The 19,190-nt window shown below is 36.3% G+C and carries 19 protein-coding genes; 3 read left to right on the plus strand and 16 right to left on the minus strand.

Going from position 1 to position 19,190, the window contains the following annotated elements; genetic code table 11:
* Positions 1-17: 17 nt before the first annotated feature.
* The 9 genes from NYQ66_RS19085 to rlmH all read right to left on the minus strand — a co-directional run bounded on the left by NYQ66_RS19085 (position 18) and on the right by rlmH (position 8,526).
* A complete protein-coding gene (locus tag NYQ66_RS19085) occupies positions 18-767 on the minus strand; it encodes a hypothetical protein (protein WP_259871818.1) in 750 nt (249 codons plus the stop codon).
* A gap of 734 nt (positions 768-1,501) precedes the next feature.
* The gene (locus NYQ66_RS19090) at positions 1,502-1,990 is read right to left on the minus strand and encodes a small multi-drug export protein (RefSeq protein WP_259871819.1); all 489 of its coding nucleotides are present in this window, start codon (positions 1,988-1,990) and stop codon (positions 1,502-1,504) included.
* Positions 1,991-2,080: 90 nt separating this feature from the next.
* Positions 2,081-2,794, minus strand: coding sequence for an ABC transporter permease (locus tag NYQ66_RS19095; protein ID WP_259871820.1), 714 nt, complete (start codon positions 2,792-2,794; stop codon positions 2,081-2,083).
* Positions 2,791-3,645: an ABC transporter ATP-binding protein gene (locus tag NYQ66_RS19100; protein WP_259871821.1), complete on the minus strand. Its 855-nt coding sequence runs from the start codon at positions 3,643-3,645 to the stop codon at positions 2,791-2,793. Before NYQ66_RS19100 ends, NYQ66_RS19095 begins: the two co-directional genes overlap by 4 nt.
* Before the next feature lie 107 nt (positions 3,646-3,752).
* Positions 3,753-4,790, minus strand: coding sequence for a LytTR family transcriptional regulator DNA-binding domain-containing protein (locus NYQ66_RS19105; protein WP_259871822.1), 1,038 nt, complete (start codon positions 4,788-4,790; stop codon positions 3,753-3,755).
* Between the two features lie 66 nt (positions 4,791-4,856).
* On the minus strand, positions 4,857-5,462 hold the full coding sequence (locus tag NYQ66_RS19110; RefSeq protein WP_259871823.1) for a response regulator transcription factor: 606 nt from the start codon (positions 5,460-5,462) through the stop codon (positions 4,857-4,859).
* Positions 5,459-6,406, minus strand: a complete 948-nt coding sequence (locus tag NYQ66_RS19115) for a sensor histidine kinase (protein WP_259871824.1) — start codon at positions 6,404-6,406, stop codon at positions 5,459-5,461. Before NYQ66_RS19115 ends, NYQ66_RS19110 begins: the two co-directional genes overlap by 4 nt.
* A 165-nt stretch (positions 6,407-6,571) precedes the next feature.
* Entirely contained in the window at positions 6,572-7,690 is a 1,119-nt protein-coding gene (locus tag NYQ66_RS19120; protein WP_259871825.1) for a DUF418 domain-containing protein, read from the minus strand.
* Between the two features lie 356 nt (positions 7,691-8,046).
* Positions 8,047-8,526 (minus strand): 23S rRNA (pseudouridine(1915)-N(3))-methyltransferase RlmH, encoded by a 480-nt coding sequence (gene rlmH / locus NYQ66_RS19125; RefSeq protein ID WP_259871826.1) that lies wholly within the window; start codon positions 8,524-8,526, stop codon positions 8,047-8,049.
* A gap of 140 nt (positions 8,527-8,666) precedes the next feature.
* On the opposite strand from rlmH, the gene NYQ66_RS19130 reads away from it, so the two are divergent.
* Together NYQ66_RS19130 and NYQ66_RS19135 are read left to right on the plus strand one after the other, a co-directional pair.
* Positions 8,667-9,026 carry a Lin0512 family protein gene (locus NYQ66_RS19130; RefSeq protein ID WP_259871827.1) on the plus strand — a complete coding sequence of 120 codons (360 nt, stop codon included), beginning with the start codon at positions 8,667-8,669 and terminating at the stop codon, positions 9,024-9,026.
* A gap of 94 nt (positions 9,027-9,120) precedes the next feature.
* Positions 9,121-9,480: a Lin0512 family protein gene (locus NYQ66_RS19135; protein ID WP_259871828.1), complete on the plus strand. Its 360-nt coding sequence runs from the start codon at positions 9,121-9,123 to the stop codon at positions 9,478-9,480.
* 68 nt (positions 9,481-9,548) lie between these two features.
* On the opposite strand, the gene NYQ66_RS19140 is transcribed toward NYQ66_RS19135, so the two are convergent.
* Complete coding sequence (locus tag NYQ66_RS19140) at positions 9,549-10,646, minus strand: glycoside hydrolase family 11 protein (protein WP_259871849.1); 1,098 nt, start codon at positions 10,644-10,646, stop codon at positions 9,549-9,551.
* 780 nt (positions 10,647-11,426) lie between these two features.
* Here NYQ66_RS19140 and NYQ66_RS19145 point away from each other — a divergent pair.
* Complete coding sequence (locus NYQ66_RS19145) at positions 11,427-11,786, plus strand: DoxX family protein (RefSeq protein ID WP_259871829.1); 360 nt, start codon at positions 11,427-11,429, stop codon at positions 11,784-11,786.
* A 328-nt stretch (positions 11,787-12,114) separates the two neighbouring features.
* Here the strand turns inward: NYQ66_RS19145 and NYQ66_RS19150 are convergent, their stop codons facing one another.
* The 6 genes from NYQ66_RS19150 to yycF form a co-directional block, all read right to left on the minus strand.
* Positions 12,115-13,344 (minus strand): S1C family serine protease, encoded by a 1,230-nt coding sequence (locus NYQ66_RS19150; protein ID WP_259871830.1) that lies wholly within the window; start codon positions 13,342-13,344, stop codon positions 12,115-12,117.
* A 65-nt stretch (positions 13,345-13,409) separates the two neighbouring features.
* Positions 13,410-14,207: an MBL fold metallo-hydrolase gene (locus NYQ66_RS19155; RefSeq protein ID WP_259871832.1), complete on the minus strand. Its 798-nt coding sequence runs from the start codon at positions 14,205-14,207 to the stop codon at positions 13,410-13,412.
* A 15-nt stretch (positions 14,208-14,222) separates the two neighbouring features.
* Positions 14,223-15,176, minus strand: a complete 954-nt coding sequence (locus tag NYQ66_RS19160) for a two-component system regulatory protein YycI (RefSeq protein WP_259871833.1) — start codon at positions 15,174-15,176, stop codon at positions 14,223-14,225.
* A complete protein-coding gene (locus NYQ66_RS19165) occupies positions 15,157-16,485 on the minus strand; it encodes a YycH family regulatory protein (RefSeq protein WP_259871835.1) in 1,329 nt (442 codons plus the stop codon). Before NYQ66_RS19165 ends, NYQ66_RS19160 begins: the two co-directional genes overlap by 20 nt.
* Positions 16,485-18,332, minus strand: coding sequence for a cell wall metabolism sensor histidine kinase WalK (gene walK / locus NYQ66_RS19170; protein WP_259871836.1), 1,848 nt, complete (start codon positions 18,330-18,332; stop codon positions 16,485-16,487). Before walK ends, NYQ66_RS19165 begins: the two co-directional genes overlap by 1 nt.
* Before the next feature lie 8 nt (positions 18,333-18,340).
* Positions 18,341-19,045 (minus strand): response regulator YycF, encoded by a 705-nt coding sequence (yycF, locus tag NYQ66_RS19175; RefSeq protein ID WP_259871837.1) that lies wholly within the window; start codon positions 19,043-19,045, stop codon positions 18,341-18,343.
* Between the last annotated feature and the right edge of the window lie 145 nt (positions 19,046-19,190).

Consider the following 19,190-nt stretch of genomic DNA (forward strand, 5'->3'; position numbering starts at 1 on the left):
AAAGTCGCCGACCAGTTCTAATCTAACATGTTTTGAATACCAAAGTATTCCGTTAGTGGTTGTTTCCTACCTTCATTGTGCCATTTATGGTATTCTTTAAAAACCTGTTGAACGTTGCTATCAGCCCTTTCCTCTACTAAGAACTTTATAGCAAGAAAACTACGCCAATAATCAAACATAATACTGGATAATTTCCCGTGATATGAACTAGCACCAAAATCTTCTAATGAATGCTTTCCATATTCGTCCTTGAAGACATCAACTAATTTCGTTTCTATATTTGTTATTTCATTAAAATCTTTTTCATTGAGTAATATCTTTCTAGGTAGATAAAAACACATCCCTTCCTCAAACCATATACTATCTTCTCTTCCGTCTTCAAATTCATCCAAGAATAGATTAGAATGATGTGTTAGTTCGTGAGCCAAAATGATAAATAAATGGTCAGTGGAATAATTCTCATAAAACCTTTGAATGTTTGGAAGATCCTTGCCATCTAATTGTCTTACCAGAAGTTTTCTCCAACTTTCTAAATTTGGTGACATATATATTAAGTCTTTGTTTGTGTATGCTGGTATTGGTATATCAGTAAAAATAGTAGTTGCTAACTCTTCGGTGGTCCATAGAATACCTTTTGGTAATTCGGTTAGATCATACTCAGTTTTAAGAACTTCTTGGTACTCTTTCAGTCTATCAGTAAATTGTTGTATGATATTTTGATATTTCTCGTATTCTTCTACTCTTTCAAAAGCATAGATTTGTTTCATTAACGTAACTCCCTTAAACCAAAGAATATTCCAATTTACAACCTAAGAAATACTGTCTATTTAATTTGATTATTTTTCTTAGATTTATTGCTTCAGGTTATTATTTTCAATAAATCGTTCAAAATCATCGTTAGTATGTTGACTTAATTGATGTTGGTTAAATTTTTCTTACACTCCGACGGCTATCTTTTCAGTAGCCGCTTTTAGAAACTTTCCAGCATTCTCAAGAATATCATAATCCTTGAATTGTACAAATGCATTTCGTTTATCTATCCAATCCTTCCTATATATTGAACGTTGTCTTTCAGCCTGATCCAGGCAATCCTTCTTAAAAGAAAATCCTTCTAAATGAAGGATTTCTATAAACATACGATTATTAATTAGCTTCCTCTGTCTGTGTCACTACTACTCCGCATTGACGATCAACCCATATAGATATTAAGCTACCCTGCTGAGATGTTTGTATTACCATTGTCTTTCTTAATTATTTTAATTCTAAATAGTAATGTGGAAATCAAAAAACTCCCTTCCAATTTGAAGAGAGTTGTTGTCATGAAAAAGTAGTCAATTCCGCTGCCCTAACAAAAATTAAATCCAGTAATAATTGGTTCATGAAAGGAGAAACGCTGTTATCAATCCATTGCAAGAAACGCTATTACAACCGCGATAAAATGATACTTAAACTCCTTATTCTAACCAAATTATATCTTTACATAATCTTCTCAGCCTTTTAGTTACTTATTCGTATTAAAATAATTGATGAGACCACGATCTTCAAAGTTTAAAATGTCGATTCCAAAGGATATTAAAATGGTAAACACAATACTCCATACTGCAATACTACTCGATACCCATAAGAACGTTTTCTTTTTTGTACCGCCAAATGTCATGCTCGCTATAGCAGTTAAGTGACTTCCAACGACTAATGGACCAAGCATTGCTAAGCCAGGTAAACCATATTTTTTCCAAATCTTCTCCGCCCTTGTTGAGCGTTTGCTTTCTTTTTGTTCTTTTTCTTTCTTACGTTTCTTTCTCCAATTGTTAATTTGATCAATAAAAATAATTACGAGTATCACCGTTAAAATGTTCCCAATTAAGCCAAGCAATACCACTGGTACTACCCCAAGTCCCGCAACAATGGCAATTGGAATAACTCCATATCCCTCAAAGAAAGGCACTGCTGATAAAATAAATACGAGAACATATCCCCAAAATAATTTCATAAATTCGCTCCTTTAGTGTTAATGTGTATAAAAAACCTTCTCTCTTTTAAACACATAATGTCAATCGATATTTCCCAGAAAATAATGCTGTTATTTTCCATCAATTACTCTTTTACGATAAACTACCACTGTTAAAATGCAAAGTATTACCATCCAAGCAGCAATCACGATTAAATAACCAATGACATCCGTGAAAGCTTGCCCCGCGTTCACTGTTTCCGCTAAAAATTGCAATTGATAATTAGGAAGATATTCTAAAAATGCCAAGTTCGGATAATTGGCTATAAACTCTAAAAGAAGCGTTCCCATTCCAAAAACAAACAGAAGAGGCATTAAAACCAAAGATGCTTCCATAACGGTTCGCGTCAACAACCCTAACAGTGTTCCCATCGCAAGATAAAGAATCAATGACATGAAAAATGCAAAATATATAGCAGGTTCATTTACAAATTCATACCCTGTGATTCGCATACAAGCGACTAATGATATTACCGTTAACAATGCACTAAGTCCACTTTTTCCAGTAATAATTTCTATCGTTGTTGCCGGTGACATCATTAATCCTCGAAGCGTATTTTTCTCTTTCTCTTCCGCGATAATTGCACCCTGCACAAATACTGTAATCGAAACGAAAGTTAAATTAATGATGAAATAATGTGTACCAAGAGGGACTTGCTCTGATTGTGTGAATACGAATGCTAGAATAATCGGCATAATAACAGTAGATAACACAAACATATTCTTTGATACATCTTTGATATCTTTGTTAAAAATAGCATATACTCGTTTTAATGAAAAACTCATAATAGCGACCTCCCTGTGACATCTACGAATATATCGCCTAATGTCGGTTCATTAGAATACATGGTGATGACTTGATTGTTTGACATATATTCATACATTTTTTGCGCGCCTTCTGGTCCATTTTTCAGAATCCTTCTTTCTCCGCCAACTAATTCAACCGTCAAGGTGTCATCAGAATATTTCCTTCTTAACTTAGACGGTTCATCCAATAATTGAACTTTTCCATTGTTCAAGAATGCTACTCGATCACATAATAGCTCTGCTTCCTGCATATCATGTGTCGTTAAAAATATTGTTGTGCCTTTGCGATTAAGTTCCTGCAGCCCATGATGGATGTGTCTCGAATTAGCAGGATCTAGCGCAGATGTTGGTTCGTCGAGAAAAAGTAGTTCCGGCTCATGCAAAAGTGCGCGGGAGAGCGTTACTCTTTGTAGCATACCTTTAGAAAGCTTAGAAACAATTTTACTTTTAACATCTATTAAATTAACCATTTCCAATACCTCATCAATTCTTTTCCGCTTATTTTCCACAGAATACAATTCACAATATAAATGGAGGTTATCATACACACTGAGTCTACTATATAGCCCACTGTTGTCTGTCATCACGCCGATTTTCTTTAGATATTTCGGGTGATTCATCTTTGTAGAAGGGACATCAAAAAGTAAAGCCGAACCACTCGTTGGATGAAGCTGACCAGTCAAAATTTTAATTGTGGTCGTTTTCCCAGCACCACTAGGACCCAAAAAGCCGAAGATTTCGCCTCTTTTCACCTCGAAATTCATGTTGTCTATTGCTGTTTCTTTCGAAAAAACTTGTTTTAATGCTTTCACACTAAGTATGTTATCCATCCTTGTCCTCCTCTTAGTCGCTGTTACCTACATCTCAAGAATAAGAAAAGACACATACTATGTCAGTATTTTTAAGGTGAAAAGAGTATATAACCGGTTAAAAGGAGCTATTTTAATCCGAGCATTACCTTTAAATCTGCCATTTTATTTTTAGATAACGGGATTTCAGTTTTAGTTGCGTTTTCTAATATCAAACTATAGCTATTTCTCGTCCAAGTTACCACTTCCTTGACCTTTTGCAAATTCACAATATAAGAGCGATGACATCTAAAGAAACCAAATGATTGTAGTTTCTCTTCTAATTCATTTAATGTGAACACGCACGGGAAACTTTCTCCTTGAACATGTACATTGGAATGTCCATCATGACTGTCAACATAATCTATTTCAGGCGGATCAAACAAAATTAATTTGTCATTCACCTTGGCGGGAATCTTATTAAAGTGAATCACTGATTCTTCTGGCTCCTCCACAGATTCTTGTTGCTGACTTTCCTTTTCTAAAGGGGAGGTCATTTCTACTGAAAACAAACCTTTTTCGCTAAGCCGATACACGTGATCAGAAAATGTAATCGCACTTTCCATATTACTTGTTAGAATTAATATTGCCTTTCCCTGTGCTTTTAAATATTTTGTAATTGCAATAAAAATTCGTTTTGTTTCAATATCCACATTTTGATCTGGTTCTTCTAAAATAAAAATATTTGGGTCCTGCGTAAGTAATTTTGCCATTTGAAGTCTTTTTTTCTCAGAAAATGATAACTGCTTTATTTTTGTTTGTTTTTTCATCTCCAATCTTGCAAGCTTTAGGGCATCTGCTACTCCCAACGAAGATGTGAATAATCCTTTGAAAAGAATCAAGTGGTCCTTCACACTTAAACGCTCGTAAAATCCCTCATCCAAAAAGAAAAATCCTACTTTTTGATTTTCAGAGATTTTCCCGTGCCTCATTAGTTCATTCTCAACCAATACACTTCCATTTGAAATGTACTCTTGCCCAGTAAAGATATTCAATAAGCAATTTCGAATGTCTGTCGTCGAGTGAATGGCAATTACTTCGCCTCCATCGATATTCAAATGAATAGCGGGAAATACGGTACTATCCTGGCGATGTTTCTCAACATCTATCAAACTTAATACACTCATATCCATATCCTTTCCGCATCTGAAGTGTCTACCTAATTTCTTGGGTTGTTTTCGTCATATTTTAGACTAAATCCATCCCTTTTCAACCGCTTTTTGTACAGCCTGCTGTCTTGTTTCAACTTCCATCTTCTGAATGGATAAAGATAAATAGTTGCGGATTGTGTCTTTAGTCAGGAATAACTTTTTACTAATTTCATTTGTTGTATAGCCATCCTTCACGAGCTTTAGCACATTGATTTCTCGTTCATTTAGAGGATTTCTTTCATTCATAAATAAAGCAGCTGCAAGATCCTGGCTTATTACCCTTTCACCTCGCATAATTTTACGAACAGCACCGATTACATATTGGATAGGCTCATCCTTCAGGACATATGCATCAATATGAAGATCCATTGCCTCCTGCAAATAACCGGCCCTTGCAAAGGTTGTCATAATCATGATTTTACACGGATAATTATGGTGGCGTATTTTCGCAGCTACTTCTAGTCCGGACAAATGCGGCATTTCAATATCCAAAATGCATACATTTGGCTTTTCTTTTTTAATTATAGCCCAGGCTTCTTCTCCATCTGCCGCTTCACCTGTAATATGTAAATCATCCTCAAGCTCGATGATGGATATTAAGGCACCTCTCAGCAGCTGCTGATCCTCGGCGATACAAATTCTAATCATTTCCCGTCCTCCTGTATCGGATACAGCGGTATAGTTAGGATCACCTTTGTTCCCTCCTGGTCATACGTCACTTCTGCATTTCCCTTTAATGACCTCATCCGCTCTTTCATTGTAAATAATCCATTGCCATGCTGCTTTTCGGATAAACCGATTCCGTTATCGATAATAGCTATTTCCACTCGGTCCTCTATTTGGTAAAGGTTTATTCTGCACACAGCTGTCTTACTGTGCTTTATCACATTTGTTACCGCCTCTCGGATGCTATAGGCCAGCATCGTTTCCTGCACACTGGATAGCAGGATATTGGTAAGCTGATGATCAATCTGCACACGGATGCCAGCTTGCTTAAGCAATTGCTCACAATGCTCGAGTTCACCCTGCAACGATAAAAAGTTGATTTCCGATATAATCTCACGCACCTGCTTATGGGCAGAACGGACTGTCAGTATCATATCATCGAGCTCCTTATGAATCCGGTGATTTTCGTTTGGCATCAGCTTGGAAACAAGTTCTGTTTTTACCTTTATAACCGTCAACGTATGTCCTAAAGTATCATGCAGATCGCGAGCAATCCGCTCGCGTTCCTGTTGCATTGCAATGTGAACCGCCGCTTCATCAACCCTTCGCTGGAGCAGCTTGGATTTCTCAATATAATAGCGTAACCACGGCAATAGCAAAATAAAAAGCATAACCGCCAGAACAATTGACTGTGCATTTGAAAACAGCACATCCTGATAGCGCCAGACGAGACTGGCAAGAAGTAGGAAATTTACGCCAGTAGCAATCCACAAAATACGGCGGTTGACTGCTCGCCCGACAAAATCTGCAAAGGCAATCTGAAAGAATATCCACTGTGGACCGTCTAAATAGGCAATATATGCCGGAATAACAAAACCAAGCACAGCAGCAGAAAGCAACAGACCATCCTGATACCACAGTGCCAAGTAATAGGCTCCTAAATAGATGACTATAAATAGAATCTTTAAAACAAGTGACGGAATCTGCTCCGAGACAACAACCGCATAGCTGAACAGCAGGACGGTCAGTACATCAATAATTAAATAATAGCTTGCCTGACTTTTAGGATACCATTCCAGCTTCTATCCCCCCTATCTTTCCAGCCTCTGCAGCATTCCCTTTCGCAGCCATTCGACTGGTCCATACGGAAATTTTGCTAACCACACATTTGCCAGTATAATTTGCCCTACTACTATCATACAAAAAATCCCTATAATTTCCACACTATTTAGTTTACCTCCCAGGCCAAACCCCCACCCGTAAAAAATAGTTGTGGCAGTGATGTTTTGCAGAATATAACAGCTTAAAGACATACGGCCAGTTTTCTCTAACCATTTCCAAACTCGCCACGTGCTGTATGTCCGGACAACAAAAGCAATCAACCCTATATAACCCAATGCCAGCACAGGAGCAAATAAATACCGGACAGGCAAATCAAATAGACCACCTGGTACAAAAGTCAATACATTCAAAGGCAGACCTATACCTAACCCCCAAATGAGCATCTTCTGTTGAATGGCAACGCCACGCTCATTAAAAGAGAAAGCACCACTACGCATTAGTTTTATACCAAAAATAAATAAACAGATATTTAAAGGAATAATAAAAATCGCCTCTGCTCTAAAGAACATAAAATTAATGAGACGATTCTGAACCTGTTCCAGCCATGTTCCTTCTGCGTAAATCGCAATCAACTGAGGAGAACTCGCCATTGAAAACACCGATCCTTGAAGCATTGAAGTAAAAATCAGGGCAAGCATTCCTAAATGTATAGCTCCAGCAACCCATAACGCGCGAGTCATCGCCCGCTCGCCGCACTTTATTATGAAAGCAATAATTCCTGCAGTGACAGCATAGCTCATGAGCACATCATACTCCATTACAAGTGCGTAGTGTAGAAAGCCTTCCACCATTAAAAATATAATTACCCACTTGTACCTTCCAACCCAAGGCTGATCACGCCTGATGGACTGCTCGTGTTTAATTGCCATTCCTACTCCGAACATAATCGTTAACATGCCAAGCAACTTACCGTTAACCACGAACAACACAATTAAGCGGATCACATCATCCATACTCGACCAACCGGTAAAATCCGTGGTCGTTATATACTTTAGATCCCCTAAATGGGCAAAAATCCAAATATTCGTTCCAAGTGTCCCTAAAATTGCTATCCCTCTTAAAATATCAATCAATGCAATACGTTTCATATGAAACCCCTCCATTTCCGTACCTTTATCGTACATTGGAGGGATCTACGAAAATATCGACAGGCGTCAATAAATACAGATGACACGTGTCATTTATTATCAATTGATTAATATAAAAGTTATTCTTAAAATCTTATAGCTAACATTTGGACCTTAACTTTTTTATTTCTAAGGTGAAATTAATAGAGATATTATGATGACATTAATTCAAGAAATCATTAGTTGGATACAGAGAACGCAAAAAACTAATCATTGGCATTTCGATCAGAAGACTAATGTCAATCCCTTTATCGAATTATAATATAAAACCAACTAAAACAATTTTATGTTCTAGTTGGTCTTTTTGGGAACTTAACTTACTTATGATACGGTTCATTTCTATTAATCCTAAAAGCCCGATAAATCTGCTCCACCAACACCAATCTCATCAACTGATGCGGAAATGTCATTTTCGAAAACGACAATGCAAAGTCACTTCTCTTCTGTACTTCATCACTTAAACCTAACGATCCCCCAATCACAAAAGCGATCTTACTTTTGCCATGTGTCGCCAAATGGTCTAATTTTTCGGCAAGTTTTTCAGACGTTAGCATTGCGCCGTTTATTTCCAGGGAAATAACATAGGTATCTGCCGTTATTTTCGACAAAATCCTCTCCCCTTCTTTCCTCTTAACCTCTTCCATTTCCGCTTCACTCATATTCTCTGGTGCTTTTTCATCAGGTACTTCCTTCTCATCTATAGTTGCATAAGCACCTAATCGCTTTGTATATTCTTGAATCCCTTGCTTTAAATATTTCTCTTTTAATTTCCCTACTGTTACAATTGATATTTTCATACTGCAATGTCCCTTCCTGTTCTTCGCTTCTTTCATTTTAACAAAACAAGAATCAGTATCCTAATATCAATGTTTGTTACCATCCAATGATGGGTACCGTTTCTATAAGAGAAGATAATTCCTATGAAGGAGAGATCTAGATGAAAGACATTTTATTTGTACAAACAGGAACTGGAACGGACGTTCATGGACAAGATATTACAAAAGCAGCTGTTCGAGCAGTGGAAGATGCTATTTATTCGAACTCGATGCCTGGTATTGAAAAGGCTTTACCGAACGGATCATTAGGGAATATGGAAGTGAATGTTAGGTTAGCAGTACCGTTAGACCGTGAACAAGTTGATACGCAAGTAATTAAACAAATGATACCTGACGGGAATGTACAAGTAGAAGTAACAGAAGGTGGGATGGCAACTTCCAGTGGTATCATTTTGAAAAAAGAAAATGACGATAATGACTTAATGTATATCGTAAATGCTGCCATTGAAGTAGGTGCATAATTAACTTGCACTTACTGCCCTAGCTCGGCAATTGATTTCTATTCCAATATAAATTACTCTAAAAGAAATAGAGCTATATAAAGGAGCGCTAATAATGGAAAAGATCATTTTTGTTGAGACTGGGATGGGTATAGACGTACATGGCCAGGATGTTACGAAGGCTGCAGTACGAGCTGTAGAAAATGCCATTCATTTTAACTCTATGCCTGGTATTAGAGACTATTTACCTGAACAATCGTTAGATAATATGCATGTAAATGTGAAACTTGCTGTTCCGATGGACAAGGAGTTACTAGATCATGATCGAGTAAAAAAAGAGATCCCATATGGTACAGTTACGGTTGAAGTAATGGACGGAGGAATGGCCACAACAAGTGGTATTATATTAGAGGATAAACAAGATAAGAATGATTTGATGTATATCGTTATTGCATCTGTTGAAGTAGGATATTAAAATATACGTAAGAAAATACCCGGTGGATTGTCCACCGGGTTTTAATTCATTTTGTGTACTTGTTTGTATTACTGAATTTCTAAATAATCTACAAAAGCATCCCAGTTACCATCATCTGCTGTTACAACAAGCTCGATCTCTTGATTCCCTGTTCCATGGCTGACATTGTCAATTGTGTAGACAGCAGGATATTCATCTCCGAAATAGAAAGTCCCTTTTGTCTCTCCTCCAATTTTCAAATCGACTCTAGCCATGTTGCTATTATTGGATGCTCCACGGAGTGAAAAACTATGAGTTCCACTGTCAAAATACTGTGTATATTTAACAGCATCATCGTTTCCATATAATGCAACCCCATCGAAAGGTGAAGTAATATTTCCAGTATACTGACCACCTTTTGTCATTTCTTCAGCTTCCACGATTGTGGAACTACCGCTGCCACCATCACCACCGTTTGATGGAGGAGGTGTACCGCCACCAGAGCTACCGCCTATATTTAGGTCATTCTGATACACATCCGCACTTCCACTACTCTGATAACCTTCAACTGTTAGTGCGACTTCATACATGTTACCCATTTCCATTCCTAAGCTTTCCCATGCATTGAAGTGCTCACTAACAGAAATCGTGCCGCTAGTACGTTTGGACTGACGAACACTCCAGTACTGCTTAAACGTAGCAGTTCCTTCAATCGATGGCTTATTCGTTCGAGTCGTTTCATATATGTCATACGTTCCGCCATCAACGTTTACAGTACCTTTAAACGTTCCAGTAGGACGATAACTTCCCCAGCTATCTACGATGTAGAATTCTACAAGGGGATCTACTGTCCAACCATAAACAGTTAAGTACGAATTACCGCTCGGCTGGTAGTTTGCACCATAGTCAATGGATATGTTCCCAATTTGTTGGTGTGTTTGCGTCTGATCAAACTTTTGACCTTTACGGAATAAGATGTTCCCAACATTGCTCCATTCTGCACTAAAGGTACCACCATTATTTAATGTCATACTTCCGGAACCACCGCTGTCCTTCCAGAATTCATAATCATAGCCTCCATGCGTGCCCGTATCATTACTAGTGACCGCTGCATGTACACTTACTGGAATTAGAAGTCCGATACAAAACAAAACTGCAACAAATAACTTTAATTTTATATGTTTAATTTTTAGTTCCTCCTCTTAAATTAATGGCGCATCTTATCTTTTTCAGAAAATACACCACTTTAAAATCTCTCTTCACTATCGGGATTCACTCTTTGTAATCCCCAAATGCTTATATTTTTCTTGATTGATCTTTGTCATGTGTAGTTACTGTTGTGGTTTCTAGAGGTATTATGCTTGATACGTTCATTGCTCTCCAAACTTATCAAATACATAACTTATTTAATGTAAGGGATTTCAGAGATTTTCAATACGATCCATGGCCATGAATCGTTTATTATGTTAGCATTAGCCAAAATAATTCGTCAAAAGGCAATACCATTCCAAAAATATACAAACGATTAATGCTTTTTAACTAGTTATACTGTTCCTATTAGATTTCTTGTTACAATCGACAATTTTTTTAGTTTTTTCTAATAAGTCCAATAGAAATACAAGGATAGTGTTACTTTTAATACGTCATATTTACTATTTTTCTATATTGGCATCTCAACGTTATAACTTGATAATAAAAATTAGTTATATGTAACTATATAAGAGGATAAATCGTATGATTAACCTGTCTTTACCTCAATCAATTCAGATAATAGGACCTAATGTTAATCAATATTACACAGATCATGCTCTTCTACCTATTTTATGTAATGTCGGTTCAAAACGACCTTTGCTCCATTAAAAATATGCTCACTTAAGAAAAAAAGCCTTACTTTTGAATTTTTAGTTATAGGTCGTCCCACCTCATGCATACATATGAAGTAATAATCTAAGAATAGGGGGCGTATGATGAAACAGTTATCATCCATGAAGTTAATTCGGTATGTTGTCGGTTATGTTTTTATCGCTTCAGCTATATTAAAATTACTAGTTCCTGACTTTGAAACTGCTTTTGCCAGTTATGGACTACCATACCCTGAAGTTACTGTTTTAATTGTAGCTATAATGGAACTGATCTGTGGTGGTTTGTTAATATTTGATTATTATGTTAAACAAGCTACTATTCCTTTACTCGTTATCATTGTCATCGCAATTCTTCTAACTAAAATTCCTGTCCTACATGCTGGATTCTTTCAATTCGCATTTGAAGCAAGATTGGATATTGTTCTACTTGCTTTACTTTATATTATATGGAGATCTTACAAATAGAGAAGTTAAGGTAACCAGATCTAAATCGGTTGTCTTTTTTAAACTTTATGCTATATAAATATACACAAAACACTGTTGTTATCCACAGAGTTGTACACAGAAGCTGCTAAAATATGATTATCAACAACGAAGTAGTAATTATAAACAGGTTCTCCACAAGATTTAGACAATCTAATAATTAGCCTACTCTCTATTTTGTACAAGAATAAATGTTCCCTACCATATATAGAGACTTATCCTCAGGTTTATCCACAGTCTGTGCATAACTTTGCTACTTACTAACAAAAAAAGGCAGTTATCTACATAAGATAACTGCCTTTTACTCTTTTTAATAATCTTGCGCAACTAATTCTACCGTAGTTTCATATCTTTCTCCATTTCGATAATACGTAATCGTCATAGGATCACCGACATCTTTTTCTTGGTAAAGATGCTTTCTCAGACCTATAATATTTTGGATTTCATTTCCGTCTAAGTGGGTGATCACATCATAAGGTTCTAAGCCCGCACTACTTGCAGGTGACATTGGCTCTATACTTCTTAAATAAATACCTGAGTCAACTTCTTTAGGTAAGTATAAGCTTCTTTCCCACTCAACTTGGGCAACATCCTCTAAAGAATAAGCCTCTACACCTAAATAAGGTCGGGTTACTTTTCCTTCTGTTTCCAACTGTTTAATAATTGGAATCGCATCGTCTATAGGGATCGCAAAGCCTATTCCCTCTACTGCTGACTGTGCAATCTTCATCGAATTAATCCCAATTAACTGTCCACTAATATTGATAAGTGCTCCACCACTGTTACCTGGATTAATGGCAGCATCTGTCTGAATAACTTCTGCTTGCCAATCGGCCCGTCCATCTTGGTCAAAATCTTGTGGAATAGCTCGTTGTTTCCCGCTAACAATGCCTTGTGTTACAGAACCAGATAAGTGTAATCCCAAAGGACTACCAATTGCTATAGCTGGTTCTCCTACCTTCACATTTTCAGAGTTGCCTAGTTCCACTACTTTATCCACATGGGAAGCATCCATTTCTAAGACGGCCAAATCAGTGAATAAGTCGCTGCCTTTAAGTTCCGCAGTCACATGCGTGTCATCTGATAGAACCACTTCTATTTCATCTGCACCTGTTATTACGTGGTGATTTGTAACCACATAGGCACTTCCGTTATCTACTTTATAGATTACTCCAGAACCAGTACCAGCTTCACCAGAGCCTTGTTGTTGCCAAAAACTCCCTTGCGATTGTATGTTAACTACCCCAACTACTGCCGGTGCTACCCTTCCTACAATATCTGTAATTTGTGTAGAAACATTTACATTTAGATTTTGTGTCTCTACTGCTGGGTTCGTAGCCCGCTCCTCTTCAAAACCTTGTAAGATCCCAGTGTCTGGTTGCTGCTTAACAACGATGTCATATGGCAATAAATTGTTATTAATTAAGGTAGGAAGCGCAACTGCAAATAAAAAGATACCAACAACTAGACCAAGTACTGCTGGATATAGCCAATTACTTCGCCTTCTTGCTCTTCGATAATGACTATCATAATACCCCATCTTAACAGTCCTTTCTTATTAATCCTCGGTTCCTGTTAATATAGTTTGGCTTTTGTCCAGTAAATTTAAACAACTTTATATAAAGGTGTTGGATTACTTGGGTCGGTATCATGTATTTCCAAGCTGTCTCCTATTGTAAATCCATTGTCATTTAAGTGATTTTCTACTGACATCCTTGCTAATTCTTTCATATTATTATCTTTACTTAAATGCGCCAAATAAATACGCTTCGTATTATTGCCAATGATATCTGTTAGAGCGATTGCACAATCATCATTCGATACGTGACCGGAATCACCTAAGATTCGACGCTTTACATTCCATGGGTAACGTCCCATACGTAACATGGAGACATCATGGTTTGATTCAAATATAAGCGCATCAGCATTTTCTACCGTCTTCTTGATTCGTTCAGATACATAACCAAGGTCAGTGACAAGTGCTACTTTCTTTCCTTCATGATGGAACGTGTAAAACATAGGCTCCGCTGCGTCATGAGATACACCGAAAGATTCCACATCTAAATCTCCAAACGTTTTTACTTCTTCCATATTAAATACATACTTTTGATCTAAGCTTAACTTTCCTATTGCGTTCTCCATTGCTTTCCATGTTTTTTCATTTGCATATATGGGTAGATTAAAGCGTCTAGCTAGAATGCCTAATCCCTTAATGTGGTCACTGTGTTCATGCGTTACTAAGATTTTTGTTATCTCTTCTGGATTAAGATCTGCTTCCATAAATAACCGTTCGATTTCTTTTCCACTTAAACCTGCATCTACTAATATCTTTTCTTTTTCCGTTCCAATATAAAATGCGTTCCCCGAACTTCCAGATGCAAGCACACTAAAACTTAAAGTCATTTGCTCTCCACTCCATTAGTCATTGATATTTGTTGTTAATTGAGTGATTATTTCTTCTATGAAATTTTCTTTCTCTTCTTCTTCTTCTAGGTTCTTACCATTGCTAAAGATCTCTATCTGCGTTCTATTCGTAGTTCGAAAATCCTGCACAAAGCTATCTATTGTATTAGCTAAGAAGGTGTCCTCATCTCTCGCAAAATAATGGCCTTCAATCGCATTTACAAGAAAACTCTCCCGATTATCCCGCTCGCTAACCGTAATTTTCCATGTTGGATTCAATACTTGTACACCATATGGTGAAGGGATTAAATTATGGTATCCAAGCTCTGCTTTTTCAATGGTTTGTTCTGACCTAATAACTTTTGCATTATTGAAAAGTGTTGAAACGGCATTATAATCGGTGATTAGCGTTCTATCTTCTTTAGGCTCATCTACCTCTACAAGCATTGTTTGTATATAACCAATCATCTCATTATCCTCATTTAATTGAATTAATAATAAACCTGCTCGATTAAAATAAATAGGTCGCTCCATCGTTTGAAAATAGACAATTATGTTCGTATCTTCTTCCTCATCCCACTTCACATATTGATCACTATTTAGAAATGAATTTTGTAACGTTTCTGGTTTTATGCTTTCGACATTAATTGGTACTGGTTCTTTAAATCTAGAAATAATGGTTGTGTTGTTAACAACTGCTATATCTTGATTTGGTAAGGATTTTAATGTACTTATTTCTTCCTCAGAAAATTCTTTACTTGCAGCAGTAATTAATGGTTCTTTCATTACTTGATCACGCGATAAAATTTCTGTACCGTATAAATTTACACTTAAATCCTCTTCTGTAGAGGATACTTGAGGTATAGTGGTAATTTCGGATTTCTGACTAGCTAGATATTGACGAAGTAAGAAAAGATCTAAAACTAAGAAGCATATAATAAATAGTGTCTTAATTTGACTCCACTGCACTATCAACGCCTCCTACTTCTTTTGGTTCTTTAAATTCGCTCCATCCACTATGTCCCTTAATAAACCAAGCAGGAGTTAACTTAAAGACTTGTCCACCTAGTTCTTCAATTTTATACCCAAGCGCAACATCAAAAATGGTCATCGATTGATATTGCTTATTTAATTCTAAAATACTTATGAGTTCGTTAGCATCAATTAGCTCCTCCTGACCTAATTCTTGCATATACTCGGCCTCATTCAACTGGATTAATGGTCGATTATACTGATACACGGTTTGATTGTTCCATTGGATTGTGATCGCAGAATAAATATCCTTTTCAAATATGGAATACCCATTATAATTTAAGCGATATTTCACTGTACTTTTGTCCAAGTCTGATAGTACATATTGATAATCTTTATGCGTGGTCCAGCCTTTATGTGCATTTAACCATTGTATCGTCTCATTTATGAGTTGTTCCCTTTTGATGTCTCCGTTTGTAAAATCTGTCATATTCATAAAATCCATGTGGTATGTGTTCTTATTTAGCTCTCTATATCCATCTGTAAAAGTCTCACTATCTGCAGAAATTCTAGTCCAATGAAGGGCTGATGGATTAACGAATAGCAAATTCTTTAAAGGTGTTATTCCAATGGTTTGGTAACGTACTATATGTTTCTTCATATTCGCTTCTTTAGGCAAATAGATCCTTTGATTCGCACTATTCTCAAATAAAGTATATTCCACCATATTAGAGCTATTATATTTGTTTCTTAATGAATCCATTACAGTAGCTGCACTCTGAATACTTGCATTTATGGTTATCCCATTTTCAGTATTCCTAAAATGAATGTGATTTTTGGTTCGATCCTCGTCCATCGATATATACATACGATCAAAAGTACTCTCTGGTATAACCGTTGAGTCTTTATCTACCCTAAATAAATCTGCAATAAAATCTGCTGGTATCGCAGTCGGAAAGATTACTTCAATTTGGTTCAAATCATTTGGACTAAAATCCTCACCTTCATAATCCGGATTAAAGTCAAATAGCGCCCAATTTAACATTTGATCATAGAGCTGTGTTTCTTTTTGCTTATTTAAAAATCCTTTCGGTTGACCCTCTTCCATGTGAAAGATAATCATATTAGGTTTTATAACTGATTTCTTTGTTTCATCTGCATTTCCATTCAAAGATGCAGGTATTGGGTCTCTGTCTTCCTCATTTACATCATAATTTGTTTCAGAATTCCAAAGTGTGAAAGTCATGACTAAACTAAGTCCCACTAAGAAAGTTAGGATGAATGTTTTCACTTTTTCAATTTTCATTATTTTTCCCCCCGCTTTCTATTAATAAGCGGAAGTGTAAAGAGAATCGTTGTCCCCTTACCTTCTTGACTTTCTGCCCATATTTGCCCATGATGTGCTTCAATTATTTCTTTAGCAATTGCTAATCCAAGACCTGTTCCACCTAATTCTCTTGACCTTGCCTTATCCGCACGGTAAAATCGGTCAAATATTTTATCTAGTTTCTCAGGTGCTATTCCTAATCCTTGATCAGAAATAGATATTTTGACTTTTTGTCTTACTTTCACAACTTTAAATTTAATTTTTCCACCTTCTGGAGAGTACTTAAACGCATTGGACATGACATTATCTATGACCTGCGTAATCTTGTCTTTATCGATCCACAAGAATAAACTATCTTTAGGCAACTGTCGCTCTATGATGATATTCTCTGTTTTATTCACTTCGAATCGATCGATAATATGGTGAAAGAAAGGGGTGATATTTACTCTTTCTTTATACATCGTTTGTTCTTTATGATCCATTTTTGATAATTGTAATAAATCATTGACTAAACGTATCATTCGTTCTGTTTCATTCTGTGTCACTTCAAGAAAACGTGGTGCTATCTCCTTATCCTCCCATGCACCATCCGTCAAAGCCTCTAAATAGCTTCTCATTGTTGTTAGCGGTGTACGTAATTCGTGAGAAACATTTGATACAAATTCTCTACGTTCTCTCTCAACTTTTTCTTGTTCCGTTACGTCACTTATTACCGTAATTAAACCGTTGAATTGATCATACTCATCCAACACAACAGAGAAATTCGCCTTTATTAGGAAAAATTGTTCGTCATCACTAAAATCAATGGTGATCGATCCAGTTTCCTGAAAGTCCATTAAATCTACAATCTGATCTTCCAGTTGGAGTACATCTATTAATGCTTTCCCTTTTATCTCTTCAAATGTCTTCCCAATTAACTCAGAAGCTGGAACATTCATTAACGTAACAACTCCAGTTTCATCTGCAGCAATTACGCCATCAGACATATTAGAGAGAACAGAACTTAATTTCCTACGCTCTTCTTCTGTTGTATGATTAGCATGCCTTAACTTATCATTCATATCGTTAAAGGTTGTTGCTAACTGTCCAATTTCATCTCCACCATACACATTAACTCTTTTGGAAAAGTCACCGGTGGACATAATCATCGCTTGCTTTCTCATTTCAGAGATTGGTTTTGTGATCGATCTCGCTACCAATATACCAACAAGAACAGAAACGATTATTGCAATAATGGTCCCGTTCAAGAAGATTTTATTAATTTCTTCTAATTGGGTATAGACTTCTTCTTTTGATGTTTCAATAACTAAAACGCCAATAGGCTTATCTTCTTCACTAACTTCTAACGGCTCAATCCTTACATACATTCGATCCCGGTCCCTAGTATAATTATCTCGATACATATATTCTCTAGGTTCACCGTAAAGAAATACTAAATTAACGCCATTTTCGCCAGTAACCCGTTTGCCAACACGATCAGTTTGATTGTTATTCGTTCCAATTATTCGATTTTGTCGATCAATAACCTGTAAGTCTGTATAAAAACCTGTATTTGGTCCTGCATAGAGGTCCAATATATCTTCAACTGCATCCTGAAGCGATGGACCCTCACCATCTTCGGAACGTTCTTTTAGAAATTCTCTTTCCAGGTTATTGCTTAAAACATCAATACGTTGTTCAATGTTTTGCTCAAAGCTACTTTCTAAATTTTCCTTTAATTTCTGAGCAAAATATGCACTGACTACTTGGATTGCTAGTAGTAACAATAACACTAACACGATAACGATTTTAAATTGTATGGACTGAAAAAAGCTTACTTTCTTCATATAAAATATTACTCCTGTTCAGGATTTCTTAGATAATATCCAACACCTCTTCTAGTTACAATCCATAAAGGATTACTAGGGTTGTCTTCTATTTTCTCCCTTAATCGCCTTACCGTTACATCAACTGTTCTTACATCACCGTAATAGTCATATCCCCATACCGTTTCTAAAAGGTGCTCTCGAGTCATTACTTGCCCAATGTGTCGAGATAAATAATGGAGTAATTCAAACTCACGATGCGTTAATTCAATTTGCTTTGCATCCTTTGTAACGGTATAGGCATCTGGATGAATGACAAGTGATCCAATTTTTATATCTTTATTTGCTCGTGTTTGATCTGCTGGGACTTGTTGTTGTCTTCTTAAGTTTGCTTTCACACGTGCAATAACTTCCCTATTACTAAAAGGTTTGGTTACGTAATCATCTGCACCTAATTCAAGCCCTAATACTTTGTCTATTTCAGAATCTTTTGCCGTAATCATAATAATTGGCATTGTATATTTTTTACGTACTTCTCTACACACTTCATTTCCATCTTTATTAGGTAACATAATATCTAATAAAAGAAGATCTGGGTTTTCCTGTTCAGTTAATCGAATCGCTTCATCACCGTCATATGCACAAACTACCTGATATCCTTCTTTTTCTAGATTAAATTTCAAAATATCGGCAATTGGCTTTTCATCATCAACAACTAGAATTTTTTGACTCATAAACTACACATCCTTCACAGGCTTTAGTTAACTCTCATTCTACATTAATTTCAAATAAATGTCTTTTTATTCTATAAGAAAGGAATACTTAATGTGCTATTTCCTTTAACTACTAGTACAAAATGATATAAAACCCTTGTTGCAC

The sequence above is a fragment of the Aquibacillus koreensis genome, from assembly GCF_025154055.1.
Lineage (GTDB): Bacteria > Bacillota > Bacilli > Bacillales > Amphibacillaceae > Aquibacillus_C > Aquibacillus_C koreensis.

Excerpts from the sequence above, each read along its gene's own strand:
- NYQ66_RS19085 (WP_259871818.1), bottom strand. The coding sequence starts at position 767 with ATGAAACAAATCTATGCTTTTGAAAGAGTAGAAGAATACGAGAAATAT.
- NYQ66_RS19090 (WP_259871819.1), bottom strand. The coding sequence starts at position 1,990 with ATGAAATTATTTTGGGGATATGTTCTCGTATTTATTTTATCAGCAGTG.
- NYQ66_RS19095 (WP_259871820.1), bottom strand. The coding sequence starts at position 2,794 with ATGAGTTTTTCATTAAAACGAGTATATGCTATTTTTAACAAAGATATC.
- NYQ66_RS19100 (WP_259871821.1), bottom strand. The coding sequence starts at position 3,645 with ATGGATAACATACTTAGTGTGAAAGCATTAAAACAAGTTTTTTCGAAA.
- NYQ66_RS19105 (WP_259871822.1), bottom strand. The coding sequence starts at position 4,790 with ATGAGTGTATTAAGTTTGATAGATGTTGAGAAACATCGCCAGGATAGT.
- NYQ66_RS19110 (WP_259871823.1), bottom strand. The coding sequence starts at position 5,462 with ATGATTAGAATTTGTATCGCCGAGGATCAGCAGCTGCTGAGAGGTGCC.
- NYQ66_RS19120 (WP_259871825.1), bottom strand. The coding sequence starts at position 7,690 with ATGAAACGTATTGCATTGATTGATATTTTAAGAGGGATAGCAATTTTA.
- rlmH (WP_259871826.1), bottom strand. The coding sequence starts at position 8,526 with ATGAAAATATCAATTGTAACAGTAGGGAAATTAAAAGAGAAATATTTA.
- NYQ66_RS19130 (WP_259871827.1), top strand. The coding sequence starts at position 8,667 with ATGAAAGACATTTTATTTGTACAAACAGGAACTGGAACGGACGTTCAT.
- NYQ66_RS19135 (WP_259871828.1), top strand. The coding sequence starts at position 9,121 with ATGGAAAAGATCATTTTTGTTGAGACTGGGATGGGTATAGACGTACAT.
- NYQ66_RS19145 (WP_259871829.1), top strand. The coding sequence starts at position 11,427 with ATGAAACAGTTATCATCCATGAAGTTAATTCGGTATGTTGTCGGTTAT.
- NYQ66_RS19150 (WP_259871830.1), bottom strand. The coding sequence starts at position 13,344 with ATGGGGTATTATGATAGTCATTATCGAAGAGCAAGAAGGCGAAGTAAT.
- NYQ66_RS19155 (WP_259871832.1), bottom strand. The coding sequence starts at position 14,207 with ATGACTTTAAGTTTTAGTGTGCTTGCATCTGGAAGTTCGGGGAACGCA.
- NYQ66_RS19165 (WP_259871835.1), bottom strand. The coding sequence starts at position 16,485 with ATGAAAATTGAAAAAGTGAAAACATTCATCCTAACTTTCTTAGTGGGA.
- walK (WP_259871836.1), bottom strand. The coding sequence starts at position 18,332 with ATGAAGAAAGTAAGCTTTTTTCAGTCCATACAATTTAAAATCGTTATC.
- yycF (WP_259871837.1), bottom strand. The coding sequence starts at position 19,045 with ATGAGTCAAAAAATTCTAGTTGTTGATGATGAAAAGCCAATTGCCGAT.